This window comes from Kitasatospora acidiphila, assembly GCF_006636205.1.
GTDB classification, from domain to species: Bacteria; Actinomycetota; Actinomycetes; order Streptomycetales; family Streptomycetaceae; genus Kitasatospora; species Kitasatospora acidiphila.
Genome location: NZ_VIGB01000003.1, coordinates 4502466 through 4520591 on the forward strand (window position 1 = coordinate 4502466; position 18126 = coordinate 4520591).

The window sequence follows — 18126 nt, forward strand, 5'->3', positions numbered from 1 at the left end:
GGCGGCCCGGTCGGGTGACTGCCCGAATCGTGTTGGACGGGGCCGCCAGGGGGAGGAACCGAAAGAGGAGGTGTGCTGCATGGGTCGCAGGATCGTCCCGTTGACGTTGGACAATCTGGCGGACCTGCCCGGACCCTGCCGCTCCTGTGTCTTCTGGGAGCTTGATCCGGTGCGGGGGCGCGAGGCGGTGGAAGCTGGCAAGGCGGAGGCGGAGAAGGAGGGATGGATCTCCGCGGTGCTGCTGGAGTGGGGGTCCTGCGGGCGGATCGCCTATGTGGACCAGCGGCCGGCCGGCTTCGCCTTGTACGCCCCGCCGGCCTATGTGCCGGGCTCGCAGTCGTTTCCGACCAGTCCGGTGTCGCCGGATGCCGTTCAGCTGATGATCAGTCGGGTGCTGCCGCCGTTCCAGGGGCAGGGGCTCGGCCGGGCGCTGGTGCAGACGGTGGCCAAGGATCTGGTGCGGCGCAACATCAGGGCGGTCGAGGCCATCGGGGTGATCGGCAAGGAGCGGCCCAGCTGCCTGCTGCCGGCCGACCATCTGCTGGCGGTGGGCTTCAAGACGGTGCGGCCGCACCACCGCTATCCGCGGCTGCGGCTGGAGGCCAGGACGACGCTCTCCTGGCGCCGGCCGGCCGCGCTGGAGCGGCTGCTCGGCGGCGCCGCCCCCAAGGAGCCCGCGCTGCGGCCGTTCTGACGGCTGCTCCGATGACGGTTGCCCCGACCGCAGCTGCTCTGACGACGGCTTCCCCGACGACGGCTTCCCCGACGGCAGCTGCTCTGACGACGGCTTCCCCGACGACGGCTGCTCTGACGACGGCTTCCCCGACGGCAGCTGCTCTGACGACGGCTGGTCCGGCGAACGGCGAAGGGGCGGACCAGACGGTCCGCCCCTTCGCCGCGCAGTCGCGGAGGATCAGATGATGCCCGCCAGGTCGCGCAGCAGCGCGGCCTTCGGCTTGGCGCCGACGATGCTCTTGACCAGCTCGCCCTTGACGTAGACGTTCAGGGTCGGGATGGAGACCACGCCGTACCGGGCGGCGATGGCCGGGTTGTTGTCCACGTCGACCTTGGCGACGGTCAGCTTCTCGCCGTGCTCCTCGGCGATGGCCTCCAGGACCGGGGCCACCTGGCGGCACGGGCCGCACCAGGTCGCCCAGAAGTCCACCAGAACGGGCTTCTCGCTCTTGAGGACCTCGTCGTCGAAGGTCGCGTCAGTCACGTTGATGGTGGAGCCGGCCACGGGATCTCCTAGGGTCTGTTCGGGGTGTTCTGTGGGGGTCAACAACGGCGGGCACCGATCTGTTTCGGCGCCCGCCCGGTGGGGCTCAGACGGCGACGGCGGCCGCGGCCTTCTCCTGCTCGGCGGCGTGCGCCAGGTGGGCGAGGTACCGCTCGGCGTCCAGTGCGGCGGAGCAGCCGGTGCCGGCGGCGGTGATCGCCTGGCGGTAGGTGTGGTCCACCACGTCGCCGGCGGCGAAGACACCGGTCAGGTTGGTGAGCGTCGACGGGGCGGCGACCTTGAGGTAGCCCTCGGCGTCCAGGTCCAGCTGGCCCTTGAAGAGCTCGGTGCGCGGGTCGTGGCCGATCGCGATGAACAGGCCGGTGACCGGCAGCTCGCGCAGCTCGCCGGTGGTGGTGTCGCGCAGGGTGAGGCCGGTCAGCTTGGGGTCGCCGTGGATCGCCTCGACCGCGCTGTCCCAGGCGAAGGTGATCTTCGGGTCGGCGAAGGCGCGCTCCTGCATCGCCTTGGAGGCGCGCAGCTCGTTGCGGCGGTGGACCACGGTGACGCTCTTGGCGAACCGGGAGAGGAAGGTGGCCTCCTCCAGGGCGGTGTCGCCGCCGCCGACCACGGCGATGTCCTGGTCCTTGAAGAAGAAGCCGTCGCAGGTGGCGCACCAGGAGACGCCGCGGCCGGAGAGCGCGTCCTCGCGGGGCAGACCCAGCTTGCGGTGCTGCGAACCGGTGGTGACGATGACCGCCTTGGCCCGGTGCACGGTGCCCTCGGAGTCGGTGACGGTCTTGATGTCACCGGTGAGGTCGACGGCCACGATGTCGTCCGGGATCAGCTCGGCGCCGAACCGCTCGGCCTGGGCCCGCATGTTGTCCATCAGCTCGGGGCCCATGATGCCGTCACGGAAGCCGGGGAAGTTCTCCACCTCGGTGGTGTTCATCAGGGCACCGCCGGCCGTCACCGCACCCTCGAAGACGAGGGGCTTGAGGGACGCCCGAGCGGTGTAGAGAGCTGCCGTGTAGCCGGCGGGGCCGGAACCGATGATGATCACATTACGGACGTCGCTCACTGCATCTCCTGGTTGGCATCGCGACCCGCGCCAGCGGGGGGAGGGCGGCGGTCGTGCTCCGCCGCCCCTGGTCAACGACTGACCAGTCTCCCGCATTCCCGGCGCCCGGGACACCAGGTGGCCCCGGTCAGCGTGCCGGGATCTGCTGCTCCAGCTGGACGGCGGCCGGGGTGGTGGTGCAGCCGGGGGTGAGCAGGAAGACGTCCAGCCGGCCGGGGTCGTCGGCGAGCCGGAACACGTAGACGTCCACCGGGGCACCCCGGTAGCCGCCATGGGTGATCAGCAGCGGCGTCTCGCCCTGGTGGCCGGTGACGGACTGCTGCACGCAGTCGGGCAGGCCGCCGCCGCTCTGCTGGGCGCTGGCGTGCGGCTGGCCGCCGCTGCCGGACGGCAGCAGGCGGTCGATCTGCTCGGACAGTCCGGCGGCGGTGAACTCCGGGCCGGCGACGGACAGCGGGTGTTGCTGCTCGGGGTTGGGGCCGACGGCGCTGGCGGCGGTGGGCTGTGAGCCGCCCTGCTGGCTCAGCACCAGCCCGGTGGCGCCAAGGCCGAGCGCGGCCAGGCAGCCGGCCACGGCCAGTACCAGTCGGCGCCGCCGGGAGCGGGCCCCGCCCGGGCGGCTGCTGCGGTCGCTGCGGGCGGGCGGCCCGGCGGTGCCACGACCCGCCGTGGCCGCCGGGGGCGGGGCACTGGGGGTGCTCGGGGTATTCGGGGTATTCGGGGTATTCGGCGCGCTCGGCGGCTGGGCGGCGGCCAGCGCGGCGTCGATCCGCAGGGCGATCTCGGCGGGCATCGGCTCCACCGGCTCGGCCGCCAGTAGCGCGGCGACCTCGGTCAGGGCGGCCAGGGTGTCCGCGCACTCCGGGCAGGCCGCCAGATGGGTGCGCAGCGCCGCGGCCTCGGCCGGCGCGAGCAGGTCCTCCGAGAGGTCCGCCAGGGTCTCGACGTCGGGGTGGGAGGCGTCGGCGGCCGGCTCGACTGGGTCGGGAGTCTGGTTCGTCATCGGCTCGTCGCATCTCCTCTCAGCGTCGGCTTTTGGGCGGGGACGGCCGGGCCCGCAGATGGGACGGAGCCGCGGGGCATCGGGTTCCCCGGTGGCGACGTTTCACGTGAAACGGCCGGTGCTCTGCCGCGCATCGACGGTGTTTCACGTGAAACACCGTCCTCGGCCCCGGTGCGCAGATGGCGGACCAGTGGCAGCAGCTTGGCCCGGCCCCGGGCGCAGCGGCTCTTCACGGTGCCGACCGGCACCCCCAGCAGCTCGGCGGCCTCCGCGACCGGATAGCCCTGCATGTCCACCAGGACCAGCGCGGCCCGCTGATCGGCCGGCAGCTCGGCCAGCGCGGCACCCAGTTCGCGGCGCAGCTCGTGACGGAGTACCAGGGACTCGGTGGCCTCGGCCGCCGGCACCAGCGAGTCCAGCGGCGGCCGGTCGTCGGGTGCCTCCATGGCGTCCAGCGAGTTGGTGCGGCGGGCGGCGGCGCGGCGGGCCCGGTCCAGGCAGGCGTTGACCACGATCCGGTGCAGCCAGGTGGTGACGGCGGACCGGCCCTGGAAGGTGTGCGCCGAGCGGAGTGCGGACACCAGGGCGTCCTGCAGCGCGTCGGCGGCCTCCTCGCGGTCGCCCAGGGTGCGCAGCGCGATCGCCCACAGCCGGTCCCGGTGCCGGGTCACCAGCACGCCGAAGGCCGCCTGGTCCCCCGCGACGTGCCGGGCCAGCAGCTCGGCGTCACCAAGCTCGGCGGACGGCGGGAGGTCAGCCTCCTCGCGCTCGGGTCGCGCCGGTCCTGCCATCCGCCCCACACCTTCCCGGGCCGGTCCGGCCTCTCTCAGCCGGCCACCTTGATCTCGGCCACCTGGCCGCGGTAACTGCCGTCCCCATCCTTGGGGAGGCTGGTGAGCCAGATCAAGAGGTAGCGGGTGTGGACCGGGCCGGCGAGCGGAAACTTGGCGTCGGTGGCGGTGGTCGCCGCCAGCGGTGCGGCGAAATCCTCGTGCCGGGTGGGCGCGGTGCTCGGGGTGCCGTTCGGCACCTGCAGCTGGACGCCGGTGGCACCGCCGAGGAACTGCACCTCGACCGAGCTGACCGACTTCACGGCGCCCAGGTCGACCAGCAGCCCGACGCCGTGGCGCAGGGTCGGCAGGTCGTCCAGGTAGCCCTCGGTCGTCCAGGCGGTGGTGGGGTCGCCGTCGTGGGTCGCCGGCAGCTGGCTGGGGTGGATCTGGGTGGTCGGGTCGGTGCCGTCGGGGTTGAACGAGGTGACGTCACTGATCGTCAGCGGGGCGACCGGCGGGGCGCTGGTGGGTCCGTTGCTGGGCGGCTGGCCGGTCACGGTGCTGCCGAGCGTGGTGGGGCCGCTGCCGGTCGCGCCGAGGGTGCCGGCCAGCTGCCAGGAGCCGTAGCCGATCGCCCCCAGCGCCACCAGGGAGACGGCCCACTTGAGCACCCTCTTGCCGCGCCGGGCGGCCGGGCGGGGTGCCGGGCGGCTGGGGGCGGCGGTCGGGCCGGGTCGGGCCGGGGCACCGGGGGTGGGGCGCAGCTGCTGGGTGCGGGCCGCGCCGGCGGGCGCTGCCGGGGTCCGGCCGACGGTCTGGCCGGGCGGGTAGCGGTGCGCGGAGCGGTCGCCGGCGTTGGAGCCGCTCTCCGGCTGGTGGATCTTGGGTAGCGCGGTGATCGCCTTGGCCAGGGCGGCCGGGGTGGTGATCGGTGCCTGGGGGCCCGTGCCAGGGGTGCAGAGGATCCGGGCGGCCAGGGCGCAGAGGGTGGGCGGCGCGTCGGGGCGCAGCACCTCGGGGGCGGGCACGCCCTCGGTCAGGCCGCGCAGTTGGTAGCGGTCCTCGGGGTGCGGCCAGCGGTGGGTGAGGGCCGCGTAGAGCAGGGTGCCGATGGCCTTGGTGTCGGCCAGCTCGGCGGCGGCCTGGTCCTCGGGCGCGGGCAGGCCGCGCAGTGCGGCGTCCACCGCGACGCCGTTGATCCGGTACTGGCCGGTGTCGGTGCGCAGCACGGCGCGCGGGGTGAGCCGCAGGTGCGAGCGGCCGCCGCGGTGGGCGGCGGCGATCGCGTCGGTGACCTGGCGGGTCATCTGGTAGGCCTCGTGCGGCGCCAGCGGACCGGCGGCCAGCAGGGTGGCGAGGTCGGTGGCGCCCGGGAGCCACTCCCGGATCACGTAGACCAGTTCGCCTTCCTGGACCGCGTCGAGCACCTGGACGAAGCGCGGGTCGCCGAGCAGGGCGGCCGAGCGGGCGGCGGCCAGCACGGCGTCGGCCCGGCGGCTGCCGGCGGCGAGCAGGTGCACCCCGACGGCGCGGCGCAGCATCTCGTCGACGGCACGCCAACTGCTGAAGGACGCCGACTGGGTGATGCACTCTTCCAGCCGGTACCGCCCGGCGATCCGGTCGCCGCTCTGCCGGACCGGTGCCGGCAGTTGCTCGGGCAGGGCATCGTCCGCAGCCGAAGGGGTGTCCGAAACGACCGGCGACTCGCCGGACGCTGACGGCTCGTCGGTGCCCTTGCGCGGCCCGGCCGCAGGCTCGGCGGGGCCGGGGGCGGCGGCGGGCTTGGTGGCCTGGGAAGCGGGCTTGGTGGCCTTGGGTGCGGTCTTGGCGGCGGGCTTGGCGGCCGTCCGCTCGGCGACCGCGGGGTGGGCGAGCTCGGCGGCGATCTCGGTGGCCGAGAGCGGCGCGGTGATCTCACCGGTGGCCTCGACGGCCCGCTCGACCGACCGCTCAGCGGCCCGCTCCGCGGCGGACGTGGCAGCGGTGCGGTTCTGCGGCCGCGTCGCAGCCTTGGACGAGGCCCCGGCCGACCCGGTCGCCCTGGGCTTGCCCGCCGCCGGGCCGCCGGCCGCCGCCGTCTTCGCGGGTGCCTTGCCCGTGCCCCGGGCCGCCGCGGGGTGACCCGGCGTCCTGGCGGAGCCCCTGGCACCGGCCCTGGCCCGCGCCTTGGCGGTGCCGACGCCGGGCAGCGGCATGGTGAGCTCCGCCAGTTCGGCCGTGGCCTCCGCGGTCGGCAGCGGCATGGTGAGCTCCGCTGTGGCCTCTGCGGTCGGCAGCGGCATGGTGCGGTCGGTGGCGGAACCCGCGGTGGGCAGCGGCATGGTCAGTTCGGCCGTGCCTTCGGCGGTCGGCAGCGGTGCCGTGATCTCACCGGTGGCCTCGGCAGCTGACGTGTCGACGGCCGCCTCGGTGCGATCCGTGGTGCGATCAGCCACCGTCGTCCTGCCTCCCCTTGTAGCGCCCGGTACGGCGCCCTCGCCCTGCGGCCTCGGGAGGAGGACAGGCGAGGACCCGGGCCCGCGGCGACCGCGGTCCCAGTCGTTCGAAGACAATTGTGCCCACTCTTCCCACCGGAGTACGACCGCTGGTGCGGCCATCCGGTTCCGTCCGCTCCCACATTGGTCGGTCGGTGGGCGAACTGAAGGACGGTCAGCGGCCCAGTCGGTTACGGACCATGCCGATCATCGCGTTCAGCTCCTCGATCCGCATCCGGCGGGCCAGTACGACGAAGAGCGCCAGCTGCGCGGCGCCGGCCAGCAGCACCGCGACCACGTTGCCCAGCCATCCGGAGAGCACGCTACCGAGGGCCAGCGCGAGCAGGAAACCGGCCGCACCGGCCGGCAGGCAGGCGATCGCCAACCGGACGTAGGTCTTGGTGATCCGCGCGGTGTCCAGCCCGCCGATCCGCCGCTTCAGCTTGGGCACCGCCACCGCCACGCCGACCACATAGGCGGTGCCGTAGCCGAGCGCCATCCCGGTGACCGCCCACTGGGCCGGCAGCACCAGGTAGCAGAGCAGCGCGGCGCCGGCCTGGGTGACGGCCACCCAGACGGTGTTGGAGAACGGCGTGCGGGTGTCCTCGTAGGCGTAGAAGCCGCGCAGCAGCACGTACTGCACCGAGAACGGGATCAGACCGAGCGCGAACGCGGAGAGCATGTAGCCGACCGCCGTGGTGCCGTGCGCGGCGCTGCCGCCGTTGCCCAGGCCGTAGATGGCGCCGCCGATCTGCGGGCCGAGCGCCAGGAAGAGGAAGGCGGCCGGCACGATCGCCACCGCCGAGGTGCGCAGTCCGTGGGAGAGGTCGTCGCGGACCGCGCCGTCGTCGCCGTCGGCGGCCGCGCGGGAGAGCCGGGGCAGCACGGCGCTCATCACCGAGACGGTGATCACCGCCATCGGCAGCTGCCAGATCAGCAGCGCGTTGGAGTAGGCGGCCAGGCCGACGCCGAGGTAGCCGTGGTCGGCCGCGCGGCTGCCGGCGGCGGTGGCCAGCTGAGTGACCACCAGGTAGCCGGCCTGGTTGGCGAGCACGAAGAAGAAGGTCCACTTGGCGAGCCTGGCGGCCTTGCCGAGGCCGTGCCCGCGCCAGTCGAACCGCGGCCGGAACCGGAAGCCGGCCGAGCGCAGGTACGGCACCATGGCCAGCGCCTGGACGGCCAGCCCGAGCAGGGTGCCGATGCCGAGCAGCCGCAGCCCCTCGGGGCTGACCGAATCGGGGGCGACCCGGCTGTTCTGGAAGGTGCCGAAGACCCACAGGTACATCGCGAAGGTGAAGATCACCACGACGTTGTTGAGCACCGGGGTCCACATCATGGCGCCGAACCGGCCGCGGGCGTTGAGGATCTGACCCATCACCACGTGGACGCCCATGAAGAAGATGGTCGGCAGGCAGTAGCGGGCCAGGGCGACCGTGCTGTCGGCGCCGGCCGTGCTGGACATCAGCGAGTGCGAGATCAGCTGCACCAGCAGCGGAGCGGCCAGCACGGCCACGAAGACCACCCCGGCCAGACCCGCCATCACCAGGGTGAGCAGGCGGTTGGCGTAGGCGGTGCCGCCGTCCTCGTCCTGCTTCATGCTGCGCACCAGCTGCGGCACGAAGACCGCGTTGAGGGCGCCGCCGCCGATCAGGATGTAGAGCAGGGTGGGCAGGGTGTTGGCGGCCGAGTAGGAGTCGCCCATGGTGCCGACGCCGATCGCGGCCGCGATCACCATGGTGCGCAGGAAGCCGGTGGCGCGGGAGGCCAGGGTGCCGGCCGCCATGATCGCGCTGGAGGCCCGCAAGGTGGCGACCCGGCCGGGGGACGCCGGGTGATCGGCTGCGGCGGGCTCCTCGGGGAGCTCGTCGGACAGCTCACCGGGCAACTCGTCGGGCAACTCGTCGGGCAACTCGTCGGGCGCCGCCGGCATCGCCGGTGGCAGCGGCGGCTTCGGGGGCACGGCGGGTGCGGCGGGTGCCGGGGTCTGGGGCGGCCGGTGGGCGGCGGACGCGGTCTCCGCCGGGCTGAGCGGCGGGTCGAACTCGATCACCGGGACGAACGGCTCACCGGACTCGGTGGCCACCGCCGCGGCGACCGGGGCGAGCAGGGCGTCCACGCCGAGGAGTTCGTCCGTCTCGTTCGGCTCTGCCGGCTCTGCCGCTTCCGGGGAGGCTTCCGGTTCTTCCTCAAGATCGTCCGACAGGTCGTCCGACAGGTCGTCCGACAGGTCGTCCGACAGGTCGTCCGAGGCGGCCTCGGCCGCCGCCACCCGGGCCCGGGCGGCAGCGGCCAGCCGTGCCCAGCGGGAGACGGGCGCCGCAGGCTCGGGGTCGTCAGCCGGTCGCTCGGGTCCGGTGGCCGGTTCCCGTACCGGCGCGGTCCGCTCGACTGCCTCGGCGCCTTGCCCCGCCGGCACCAGCGCGGGTTCGCGCACCGGCGCCACGGCTGCCACCGGGTCGCCCTCGGCGGATTCCCCGGTGGCTTCGCCGGCGGCCGCGGCCGGTTCGGCAGTCGGCTCGGCCGGCTGCCGGTACGGGCCCGGCCCGGTGGCGGTCGCATACGGGTCGGCGGCGAACGGGTCCTTCGCGTAGGTCTCGCTGAGGTACCAGTCCGGCTCCTCGGTCAGCCGATCGTTGCCGCCGCGCTCGCTCATGCCACCCTCATCGCTGTCCGGGATCCGGCCCTGAGCACCTACTGTCTCATCACCGCTGGTCCCAACCCGGATTTCGACGCAGTCGGCCGGGGGAACTCCCGTCGGCGGCGCTAGGGATGTGCGACCGCGGGGTCGGCTGCCCGGTCCTGGCCGCCGTCAGCCGGGGCCTCAGGGGCCTGCTGGTCGGCCGCCGCGCCTTCCGGGCCGTCGGGGTCGGCCAGCGGGGCGTCCGGGTCCTCCGGGGGCTCCTCGCCGCGCTTGCGGCGCTTCAGGAAGATCCGCAGCCCGGCGGCCAGCACCAGCACCGTGCCGGCGCCGACCACCCACCAGACGCCGCTGGTCACCTGGGTGACGTTGACGGTGAAGATCACCGGCGCTCCGTACGGCTGGCTATCCGGGCCGGTCGTGTACAACTGGGCGGTCATCTGCACCGCGCCGTTGCCCAGGGCCTGCGCCTGGAACCGGGCCGAGGTGCTCTGCGCCGGGTCCAGCGTGATCGGGTGCAGGGTGGTCACCTTGAGCCGGTTGGACTGGGCCGAGACGAGGTGCAGCTCCAGGTTGGTCACGCCCTGCTGCAGCTCGTTGCGGACACTCACCTGGAGCACCCCGGAGCCGCCCGCGAGCGTGATGGTCTTGCTCTTGACCGGGATCGACACCGCGTTGCGCAGACGCTCCAGGTAGTTCTGGGCGTTCTTCAGGTAGTCCGACGCTGCCGACGGGTTGCCGCGCCACTGGGTGGAGGTCACGTTCTCCAGCGCCGCGGCGAACGGCGCGCTCACCCGCTCCCGATTGGTCAGGATCAGCAGCAGCTGCTGCTCCTGCTGCTGGGTCTGCCCGATCCGGTTGAACGTGTCGGCGGGCAGCTCGCCGCCCCGCAGATCGGCCGGGTAGGCGTCCGGGCCGGCCACGCTGGTGCCGGCGTCGGGGTCCGGCGCGGCGGTGGCCACCGTGGTGTACGGGACCTGGCTGATCCAGTGGCCGTCGGAGGCGGCCTTCAGCGAGGTCTTCAGCACGTCGGCCGCGCTGGCGGACAGGTCACGCGGGGGCATCACCAGCAGGGTCCGCTGGGAAAGCCGCTGCTGCTGGATCGCCAGGGTCTCGGCCAGGAACCGCTGCTGGGCCTGGGCCTTGGCGTCCGGGGTCTTCAGGTCGTACCGGAACAGGGAGGCGATGGTGTCGTCGGCGACCACCGCGGTCTGGTTCCGGCCGATCGGCCGGGCCGCGTTCGGGCTGTAGTTGAGGTGGTCCGGCACGCTGGCGCTGTTCGCCAGCACCTGGGTGGCGCCGAGCTGCTGGGTGGTCTGGACGATCTGCGGGTCGAGGTAGCCCTGGTCGGGCCAGGCCACGGTGTCCAGCGAGTCCACCGGCAGCGGGCCGTCGATCTTCAGCTTGCCGGCGGTGCGGGCGGTGCTCAGGAAGGTGCCCGAGTCGGGCAGCGAGCCGCCGTTGTGCGCGATCGAGGCCAGGTCCGGGTCGCCGTAGGGCAGCGCGATCACCTGGTCGTTCGGCTTGACGACCGCGGCGCGCAGCTTGTTCAGCCAGTCGGTGGCCACGGCGGTGCCGGTGCCCGGCAGGGTGTTGCTCTCGGTCGCCGACTCCCCGGAGTGCCCGGGCTGCTGCACCCGGTACGGCTTGGTCATCGCCTGCACCGCGTCCAGCAGGTCCGGGTCGATCACCCAGGTGAGGCCGGGGATGTCCTGCCCGTCGGCGAGCAGCTTGCCGAGCCGGCCGTTCGGGCCCAGGTCGGCGGCCAGACTGTCGTCGCGCAGCACCGGCTGGTCGGTGGCCTGGACGGTCTGCGGGACCAGCTCGGGCGCGTGGGTGAGCGGCCACAGGGTGGCCACCTGCAGGGGCTTCTCGTCGCCCGGGTTCGGGTAGTACGCCAGCGTGGTGCGGCCGATGCCCACCTGGTGCGGGCTGCCGTCGTCGGCGGTGCCGGCCTCGACGTCGACCGCCAGCTCGTAGTAGCCGTTCCCGGCGAGCTTCAGATCGCCCAGCGTGGTGGGCAGGTGGAACGGCACGCTGCCGCCGGGGGCCAGGTCGGTCAGCTGCTGCACCGGGGCGGGCAGCGGGGTGCCGTCCTGGTAGACCGGGTCGGTCCGGGAGAGCAGCGCGGCGATCTCGCTGCGGGTGCCCAGCTGCTCCTGGCCGCGCCCCAGGGTCAGGCCGACCTTGGGGCCTTCAGCGGGGTCGGACCGGGGTTGCCGACCGTGCCGTAGACGTCCAGCTTGCCGTCGGGGGTCTGCTGCACGTCGGTGATCGTCACGGCGGCCGGGAAGTCGGGGGAGACGGCGACGGCCGGCGGGGTGGCGGTGACGCCGACCAGCGTCAGCGCCCCGCCCAGCAGGGCGGCCGTCCGGCCGGTCCGCAGCAGACGTCGGCGGCCCTGGCGCGCGCCGCGGGAACCCTCGGTGTGCCGTGCTGGCTCGCCCACGCGCTTCGTCCTCGCCGTCCTGGATCGCCGTCGTCTTCGCTGCTGATCGCCGTGCCGTCGTGCTGCTCGGTGTCCGTACCCCCCCAGCGACGCGTCGCGCCACTTCACGGGTTCCCCGGCATGGTAACGACGCTGCCCGGGTCCCAGTGTTGCGGGCCGGGCGAAGCGGGCGCCGCCGGGAGCTCACGGGCGCCCGGAAAAGCCGCGAGCGACCGGTGGGCGCGGCCACGTACCCTTGTGTGCCGTGTCCAACGCTGATGAGCCCACCGAGATCCGAACCGCCCCGCCTGCCGTCACGGCCCTGCCAGGACTGAGCGAGGCCCAGACGCTGGGCCTGCAGGAACTGCTGCGGGTCTCCCCGGTGGCGGACGAGATCGCCCAGCGGTTCCAGGATGCCGGATACCGACTGGCCCTGGTCGGCGGCTCGGTGCGGGACGCGCTGCTCGGCCGGCTCGGCAACGACCTGGACTTCACCACCGACGCCCGCCCCAAGCAGGTGCTCAAGCTGGTGCGCGGCTGGGCGGACGCGGTCTGGGACGTCGGCATCGCCTTCGGCACCGTCGGCGCCCGCAAGGACACTGCCGACGGCAGCTTCCAGATCGAGATCACCACCTACCGCTCCGAGGCCTACGACCGCACCTCCCGCAAGCCCGAGGTGACCTACGGCGACACCATCGAGCAGGACCTGGTCCGCCGCGACTTCACGGTCAACGCGATGGCCGTGGACCTGCCCGGGCGCGGCTTCGTCGACCCGCACCACGGCCTGGACGACCTGGAGGCCCGGGTGCTGCGCACGCCGGCCACCCCCGAGGAGTCCTTCTCCGACGACCCGCTGCGGATGATGCGGGCCGCCCGGTTCGCCGCCCAGCTGGACTTCGACCCGGCGCCCGAGGTGGTGGCCGCGATGACCGCGATGGCCGAGCGGATCACCATCGTGTCGGCCGAGCGGATCCAGGCCGAGCTGAACAAGCTGCTGCTCGCCAAGTACCCGGTCAAGGGCCTGCGGCTGCTGGTGGACACCGGGCTGGCCGACTTCGTGGTGCCCGAGCTGCCGGCGCTGCGCCTGGAGAAGGACGAGCACCACCGGCACAAGGACGTCTACGAGCACTCGCTGACCGTGCTGGAGCAGGCGATCGCGCTGGAGTCGGACGGGCCGGACCTGACGCTGCGGCTGGCCGCGCTGCTGCACGACATCGGCAAGCCGCGCACCCGCCGGTTCGAGTCGGACGGCCGGGTGTCGTTCCACCACCACGAGATCGTCGGCGCCAAGATGACCCGCAAGCGGATGCGGGAGCTGAAGTACTCCAAGGAGCTGATCGACGACGTCTCGCGGCTGGTCGAGCTGCACCTGCGGTTCCACGGCTACGGCGGCGGCGAGTGGACCGACTCCGCGGTGCGCCGCTACGTCACCGACGCGGGACCGCTGCTGGAGCGGCTGCACCGGCTGACCCGGTCGGACTGCACCACCCGCAACAAGAAGAAGGCCGCCACGCTGTCGCGCACCTATGACGGCCTGGAGGAGCGGATCGCCCAGCTGCGGGCCCAGGAGGAGCTGGACGCGATCCGGCCGGCCCTGAACGGCAACGAGATCATGGAGCTGCTCGGCCTGAAGCCCGGGCCGGTGGTCGGCCGGGCCTACAAGCACCTGCTGGAGATGCGCCTGGAGCACGGCCCGATGACGGAGGACGAGGCCGTGGCCGAGCTCAAGGCGTGGTGGGCGGCCCAGCCGCAGGACTGACGCACCGACCGGTCGGCGGTGCGCCAGTCCTGGCGCACCGTCAGGTGGCTTCGGACCCGGAGCCGCTGCCGCCGTTGCTGCCCCCGGTGCTGCCGCTGCCCGAGGACTGCGGCGAGGCCAGGCAGAGCACGAAGCTCTGCGGGGGGTCACGGTGGACGAACCAGTGGGTGGCGCTGGAGTACGGCTGGCAGACCGAGGAGGGGTCGTCGCCCAGGCTGGCGACCCGGGCCACCACCTTGTAGTCGGCCAGCGAGCTGGAGCAGGAGACCACGGTGACCGAGGCGTCGCTGTCGTCCGAACCGCCGCTGGTGTTGGCGTCGTGGATGCAGTCGCCGGCCCGCACGGTCGCCACATTGGCGGTGGCGTCGGTGGACCCGCCGGTCGCGGAGGCCGCCAGCGCGATCGGCAGCACCACGGCCAGCAGCACCGCGACGACCGGCAGCAGCAGCATCCAGATCGCGGCCCGCTTGGTGAGCGGGCGGCCCGGGTCGAGCTGCGGCCCGTGGCTGCCGGGCTGCGGCGCCGGCAGCCGGCGCAGCTGCTGGTAGGCGGACCGGTTGCGGAGTAGCGCGATCAGCGTGAAGAGGCTGGACAGGTAGCTCCACCAGCCGCGCCACAGGGTCCGCTCGGACATGTCGCGGACCAGCGCGGTGCCGCAGACCTGGCAGAACGGGCCGCGGTTGCTCAGGAACCGCATCAGCACGATCAGCCCCTGGTGGCCGCGCACCGTGACGTCGGCCGCCGGTATGCCGCCGCAGATCCGGCAGGCGAGCACCTGCGGGTAGCCGTAGCCCGGGGCCGCCGGCGGGTAGGCGCCGTAGCCGTAGCCGTAGTCGGGTTGCGGGGCCCCGAACTGCGGGGTGGCGGTGGGCTGGCCGGGGTACGCCTGCGGGACGGCGTCCTGCGGCGGTGCCGGATGGGGCGTGGCGGGTGCCGGCGCCGCCCAGGGGTTCGGCTGGGCGGGCACCGATGCGGGTACGGCCGGCGGCACCGTCGGTGGTGGCGGAATGTACGGGTTCGGCGGCTGTTGAGGCTGGGTCACCACGGGTCTCCGGTGGTCGGCTGACGGGGCGTCGGTGCGCCCAGGTACCTTAGCGCCGCCGGGTGCCGGCCCGGGAGTAAAGGGCGGCGCTGGCTGCGTATGCCAACGACACCGCGGCCAGGACCGGCACGGATCGTCCGCTGAGCGGCAGCACCAGGGCGGAGACGGCCGCCGCCGCGACGAAGGCGACGTTGAAGAGCACGTCGTAGATGGCGAAGACCCGGCCCCGGTAGTCGTCCGCCACCGAGTTCTGCACGATGGTGTCCGCGCAGATCTTGGTGCCCTGGGTGATGACCCCCAGCAGCAGCGCGGCCACCATCACCGGCCCGACGGCGAAGAACAGCCCGAGCGCGGGCACGAAGACCGCTGCGGAGGCCAGGCAGGCCGTCATCCAGCCGTCCAGCCCGAGCCGCCGGGAGAACCAGGGGCTGACCACGGCGGCCAGGAAGAAGCCGACCGCGGAGAAGGCCAGCGCGGTGCCCAGGGTGGCCAGCCCGCCACGGGAGTCGCCGGGGGTGTTGAAGGTGTAGCGGGAGAGCATCAGCACGGTGACGATCAGTACCCCGTAGCAGAACCGGGCCGCGGTCACCGCGGCCAGCGCGCGCACCGCGGGCCGGCTCTCCCGCCCCAGGTGGCGCAGGCCCTCGACCAGCGCCCGCCCGGCCTGGCCGAGGGCCTCGCGCAGATCGGGCCGGTCGGGGTGGTGTTCGGGGCCGAGCAGCTCCACGTCCATCCGGCGGGCCGCCAGCCCGGCCGCCAGATAGAGCAGGGCGCCCACCGTGACCAGGGCGGCGTCGGCGTGCGGGCCGGGCGGCAGCACCTGGTGCACCACGAAGCCGGTGCCGCCGCCGACCACCGCGGCGACCGTGCCGGCGGTCGGGCAGAGCGCGTTGGCGGTGACCAGCCGGTCGGCTTCGACCACCCGGGGCAGGGCGGCGGACAGGCCGGCCAGGATGAACCGGTTGACCGCGGTGACCATCAGGGCGGCCGCGAAGAAGAGCCACTCCGGGGCGCGGACCAGGAGCAGGGCGGCGGTGCCCAGGCCCAGGCCGAACCGGACCAGGTTGCCCAGGTAGAGCACCTGGCGGCGGCGCCAGCGGTCGAGCAGTACACCGGCGAACGGGCCGACCACCGAGAACGGCAGCAGGAGCACCGCCATCATCGAGGCGATGTCCGCCGGGGTGGACTGGCGCTCCGGGGAGAAGATCACGTAGGAGGCGAGGGACGCCTGGAAGACGCCGTCGGAGAGCTGGGAGAGCAGCCGTACGCCCAGCAGCCGGCGGAAGTCCCGGGCCAGCAGCAGGGCGCGCAGGCTCGCGCGGCCGGTGTCCGAGGCGCGCGGGGCCTGCGCCGGTCGTCGAGTGATCGCCACCCGCCCAGAGTGACACGACGAGGGCCGATGTTTCACGTGAAACATCGGCCCTCGTGGGTGCTGACGAGCTGTCAGCGGTACTCAGTGACGAGTACTCAGCGCTCGACCTCGCCGCGGATGAACTTCTCGACGTTCTCCTTGGCCTCGTCGTCGAAGTACTGAACCGGCGGCGACTTCATGAAGTAGGAGGACGCGGAGAGGATCGGGCCACCGATGCCGCGGTCCTTGGCGATCTTCGCGGCGCGCACGGCGTCGATGATCACACCGGCCGAGTTCGGGGAGTCCCAGACCTCGAGCTTGTACTCCAGGTTCAGCGGGACGTCGCCGAACGCGCGGCCCTCGAGGCGGACGTACGCCCACTTGCGGTCGTCCAGCCAGGCCACGTAGTCCGACGGACCGATGTGGACGTTCTTGGCGCCCAGGTCACGGTCGCGGATCTGCGAGGTGACGGCCTGGGTCTTGGAGATCTTCTTGGACTCCAGGCGCTCGCGCTCGAGCATGTTCTTGAAGTCCATGTTGCCGCCGACGTTCAGCTGCATGGTGCGCTCGAGGATGACACCGCGGTCCTCGAACAGCTTGGCCATCACGCGGTGCGTGATGGTGGCGCCGACCTGCGACTTGATGTCGTCACCGACGATCGGCACGCCGGCCTCGGTGAACTTGTCGGCCCACTCCTTGGTGCCGGCGATGAACACCGGGAGGGCGTTCACGAAGGCGACCTTGGCGTCGATGGCGCACTGGGCGTAGAACTTGGCGGCGGCCTCGGAGCCCACCGGCAGGTAGCAGACCAGGACGTCGACCTGGGCGTCCTTGAGGATCTGGACGACGTCGACCGGAGCCTCGTCCGACTCCTCGATGGTCTCCAGGTAGTACTTGCCGAGACCATCGAGGGTGTGACCGCGCTGCACGGTGACACCGGTCGGCGGCACGTCGCAGATCTTGATGGTGTTGTTCTCGCTGGCGGTGATGGCGTGCGCCAGGTCCTGGCCGACCTTCTTGGCGTCGACGTCGAACGCGGCGACGAACTCCACGTCACTGACGTGGTAGTCGCCGAACTGCACGTGCATCAGGCCCGGGACCTTGCCGGCCGGGTCGGCGTCCTTGTAGTACTCGACACCCTGCACCAGCGACGCGGCGCAGTTGCCCACGCCCACGATGGCTACGCGAACCGAACCCATTCCGGTTGCTCCCTGTGTACTCGAGAGGCTTCGCCGCGGAACGACGATCCTCGTGCTGCATCTCATCTGACTATCTGACGGGCGCGCACGGCGCCCAGGTCCACCGCGCGACGCGCGTAGCGAGCACGCGGGCGCGGTGGTGGCCCTCCTATACGGAGCGCCCCGGGCGGTCGTACGGTGACCGGAGCGGATCGGGGGATCCGTCCACGCGGTCACGGCCGTCCGAAGTCTGTGGTGTGGCGGAACCACCCGGCGGTGCGGCGGCCCGGCCGGTCCGATTGGCCCGCTCGGTCTCGATCAGCTCGTTGAGCCAGCGGACCTCGCGCTCCACCGACTCCAGACCGTGCCGCTGCAGTTCGAGGGTGTAGTCGTCGAACCGCTCGCGGGTGCGGGCGATCGAGGAGCGCATGCGCTCCAGGCGCTCCTCCAGCCGGCTGCGCCGGCCCTCCAGCACGCGCATCCGCACCGCTCGGTCGGTCTGACCGAAGAACGCGAAGTGCACACCGAAGTGCTCGTCCTCCCAGGCGTCCGGGCCGGAGTCGGCGAGCAGTTCCTCGAAGCGCTGCTTGCCCTCGGCGGAGAGCCGGTAGACGATCTTCGATCGCTTGCCGTTCAGCGCCGTGGCCGGGACGTACTGGGTGTCCGGGTTGTCCTCCACCAGGAATCCCTGGGCGACCAGGCTCTTCAGGCACGGGTAGAGCGTGCCGTAGGAGAAGGCACGGAACGAACCGAGCAGCACATTGAGGCGCTTGCGCAGCTCGTAGCCGTGCATCGGGGCGTCGTGCAACAGGCCGAGAACGGCGAACTCCAGCACTCCTGAGCGCCTGCTCACGCGGTCCGGCCTCCTTCCGACAGGTCCCGATTCGCCGCATCGCCGCGGTTATGCCGCCGCGATGTATCGACTCGATATATCGAGAACGATAGGCCGGGGTCACGATTGGGGCAAGGGGGGCACGGGTGAATGTGATCACAGGGGTTCACAGCGTCACCTCCGGGGTGCGTTTCCGCTGCTGAAGTGGGTCCCGGGCGCCCGGGGCAAGGGCGACTCGGGGTGACTGGGCAACGGGCTCGTAATGATCTGACGGTGATTCATGGCCCTTGTGGTGATATGCCCGGTTTGCCTCTCATTCGGCATGCGTACGCTGTCGCGTGTGCACGA

At 72.8% G+C, this 18126-nt stretch carries 14 protein-coding genes; 2 read left to right on the plus strand and 12 right to left on the minus strand.

All coding sequences use genetic code 11. The features are described from left to right. Positions 1 to 79 precede the first annotated feature (79 nt). Entirely contained in the window at positions 80 to 694 is a 615-nt protein-coding gene (locus E6W39_RS21290) for a GNAT family N-acetyltransferase (RefSeq protein ID WP_141634876.1), read from the plus strand. A gap of 219 nt (positions 695 to 913) precedes the next feature. Here E6W39_RS21290 and trxA read toward each other — a convergent pair whose 3' ends face one another. The 8 genes from trxA to E6W39_RS21330 form a co-directional block, all read right to left on the minus strand. Continuing rightward, complete coding sequence (gene trxA, locus E6W39_RS21295) at positions 914 to 1240, minus strand: thioredoxin (protein WP_101380682.1); 327 nt, start codon at positions 1238 to 1240, stop codon at positions 914 to 916. Between the two features lie 85 nt (positions 1241 to 1325). Further along, positions 1326 to 2300: a thioredoxin-disulfide reductase gene (trxB, locus tag E6W39_RS21300; protein WP_141634877.1), complete on the minus strand. Its 975-nt coding sequence runs from the start codon at positions 2298 to 2300 to the stop codon at positions 1326 to 1328. Between the two features lie 127 nt (positions 2301 to 2427). Continuing rightward, positions 2428 to 3303: a cupin domain-containing protein gene (locus E6W39_RS21305; protein ID WP_141634878.1), complete on the minus strand. Its 876-nt coding sequence runs from the start codon at positions 3301 to 3303 to the stop codon at positions 2428 to 2430. Further along, complete coding sequence (gene sigM / locus E6W39_RS21310; RefSeq protein WP_141634879.1) at positions 3300 to 4094, minus strand: RNA polymerase sigma factor SigM; 795 nt, start codon at positions 4092 to 4094, stop codon at positions 3300 to 3302. The genes E6W39_RS21305 and sigM overlap by 4 nt, the downstream gene beginning before the upstream one ends. A 35-nt stretch (positions 4095 to 4129) precedes the next feature. Beyond that, a complete protein-coding gene (locus E6W39_RS21315) occupies positions 4130 to 6511 on the minus strand; it encodes a protein kinase family protein (protein WP_141634880.1) in 2382 nt (793 codons plus the stop codon). A 214-nt stretch (positions 6512 to 6725) separates the two neighbouring features. Then, the gene (murJ, locus tag E6W39_RS21320) at positions 6726 to 9203 is read right to left on the minus strand and encodes a murein biosynthesis integral membrane protein MurJ (protein ID WP_141634881.1); all 2478 of its coding nucleotides are present in this window, start codon (positions 9201 to 9203) and stop codon (positions 6726 to 6728) included. Between the two features lie 110 nt (positions 9204 to 9313). Continuing rightward, complete coding sequence (locus E6W39_RS21325; RefSeq protein WP_141634882.1) at positions 9314 to 11260, minus strand: hypothetical protein; 1947 nt, start codon at positions 11258 to 11260, stop codon at positions 9314 to 9316. A gap of 104 nt (positions 11261 to 11364) precedes the next feature. Then, the gene (locus E6W39_RS21330) at positions 11365 to 11637 is read right to left on the minus strand and encodes a hypothetical protein (protein WP_141634883.1); all 273 of its coding nucleotides are present in this window, start codon (positions 11635 to 11637) and stop codon (positions 11365 to 11367) included. A gap of 301 nt (positions 11638 to 11938) precedes the next feature. Here E6W39_RS21330 and E6W39_RS21335 point away from each other — a divergent pair, with 301 nt between their 5' ends. Next, positions 11939 to 13375 (plus strand): CCA tRNA nucleotidyltransferase, encoded by a 1437-nt coding sequence (locus E6W39_RS21335; protein WP_141637872.1) that lies wholly within the window; start codon positions 11939 to 11941, stop codon positions 13373 to 13375. A gap of 40 nt (positions 13376 to 13415) precedes the next feature. On the opposite strand, the gene E6W39_RS21340 is transcribed toward E6W39_RS21335, so the two are convergent. From E6W39_RS21340 to E6W39_RS21355, 4 genes are all read right to left on the minus strand, one after another. Next, on the minus strand, positions 13416 to 14417 hold the full coding sequence (locus E6W39_RS21340) for an LppU/SCO3897 family protein (protein ID WP_141634884.1): 1002 nt from the start codon (positions 14415 to 14417) through the stop codon (positions 13416 to 13418). Between the two features lie 49 nt (positions 14418 to 14466). Continuing rightward, positions 14467 to 15789, minus strand: coding sequence for an MFS transporter (locus tag E6W39_RS21345; RefSeq protein WP_228718270.1), 1323 nt, complete (start codon positions 15787 to 15789; stop codon positions 14467 to 14469). A gap of 95 nt (positions 15790 to 15884) precedes the next feature. Continuing rightward, the gene (locus E6W39_RS21350; protein WP_141634886.1) at positions 15885 to 16967 is read right to left on the minus strand and encodes an inositol-3-phosphate synthase; all 1083 of its coding nucleotides are present in this window, start codon (positions 16965 to 16967) and stop codon (positions 15885 to 15887) included. Positions 16968 to 17115: 148 nt separating this feature from the next. Then, a complete protein-coding gene (locus E6W39_RS21355; protein ID WP_141634887.1) occupies positions 17116 to 17799 on the minus strand; it encodes a PadR family transcriptional regulator in 684 nt (227 codons plus the stop codon). Positions 17800 to 18126 lie beyond the last annotated feature (327 nt).

Bases quoted from the DNA above. Each gene is read 5' to 3' on its own strand.
- E6W39_RS21290 (WP_141634876.1), top strand. From the start codon at position 80: ATGGGTCGCAGGATCGTCCCGTTGACGTTGGACAATCTGGCGGACCTG.
- sigM (WP_141634879.1), bottom strand. From the start codon at position 4,094: ATGGCAGGACCGGCGCGACCCGAGCGCGAGGAGGCTGACCTCCCGCCG.
- E6W39_RS21350 (WP_141634886.1), bottom strand. From the start codon at position 16,967: ATGGGTTCGGTTCGCGTAGCCATCGTGGGCGTGGGCAACTGCGCCGCG.
- E6W39_RS21305 (WP_141634878.1), bottom strand. From the start codon at position 3,303: ATGACGAACCAGACTCCCGACCCAGTCGAGCCGGCCGCCGACGCCTCC.
- murJ (WP_141634881.1), bottom strand. From the start codon at position 9,203: ATGAGCGAGCGCGGCGGCAACGATCGGCTGACCGAGGAGCCGGACTGG.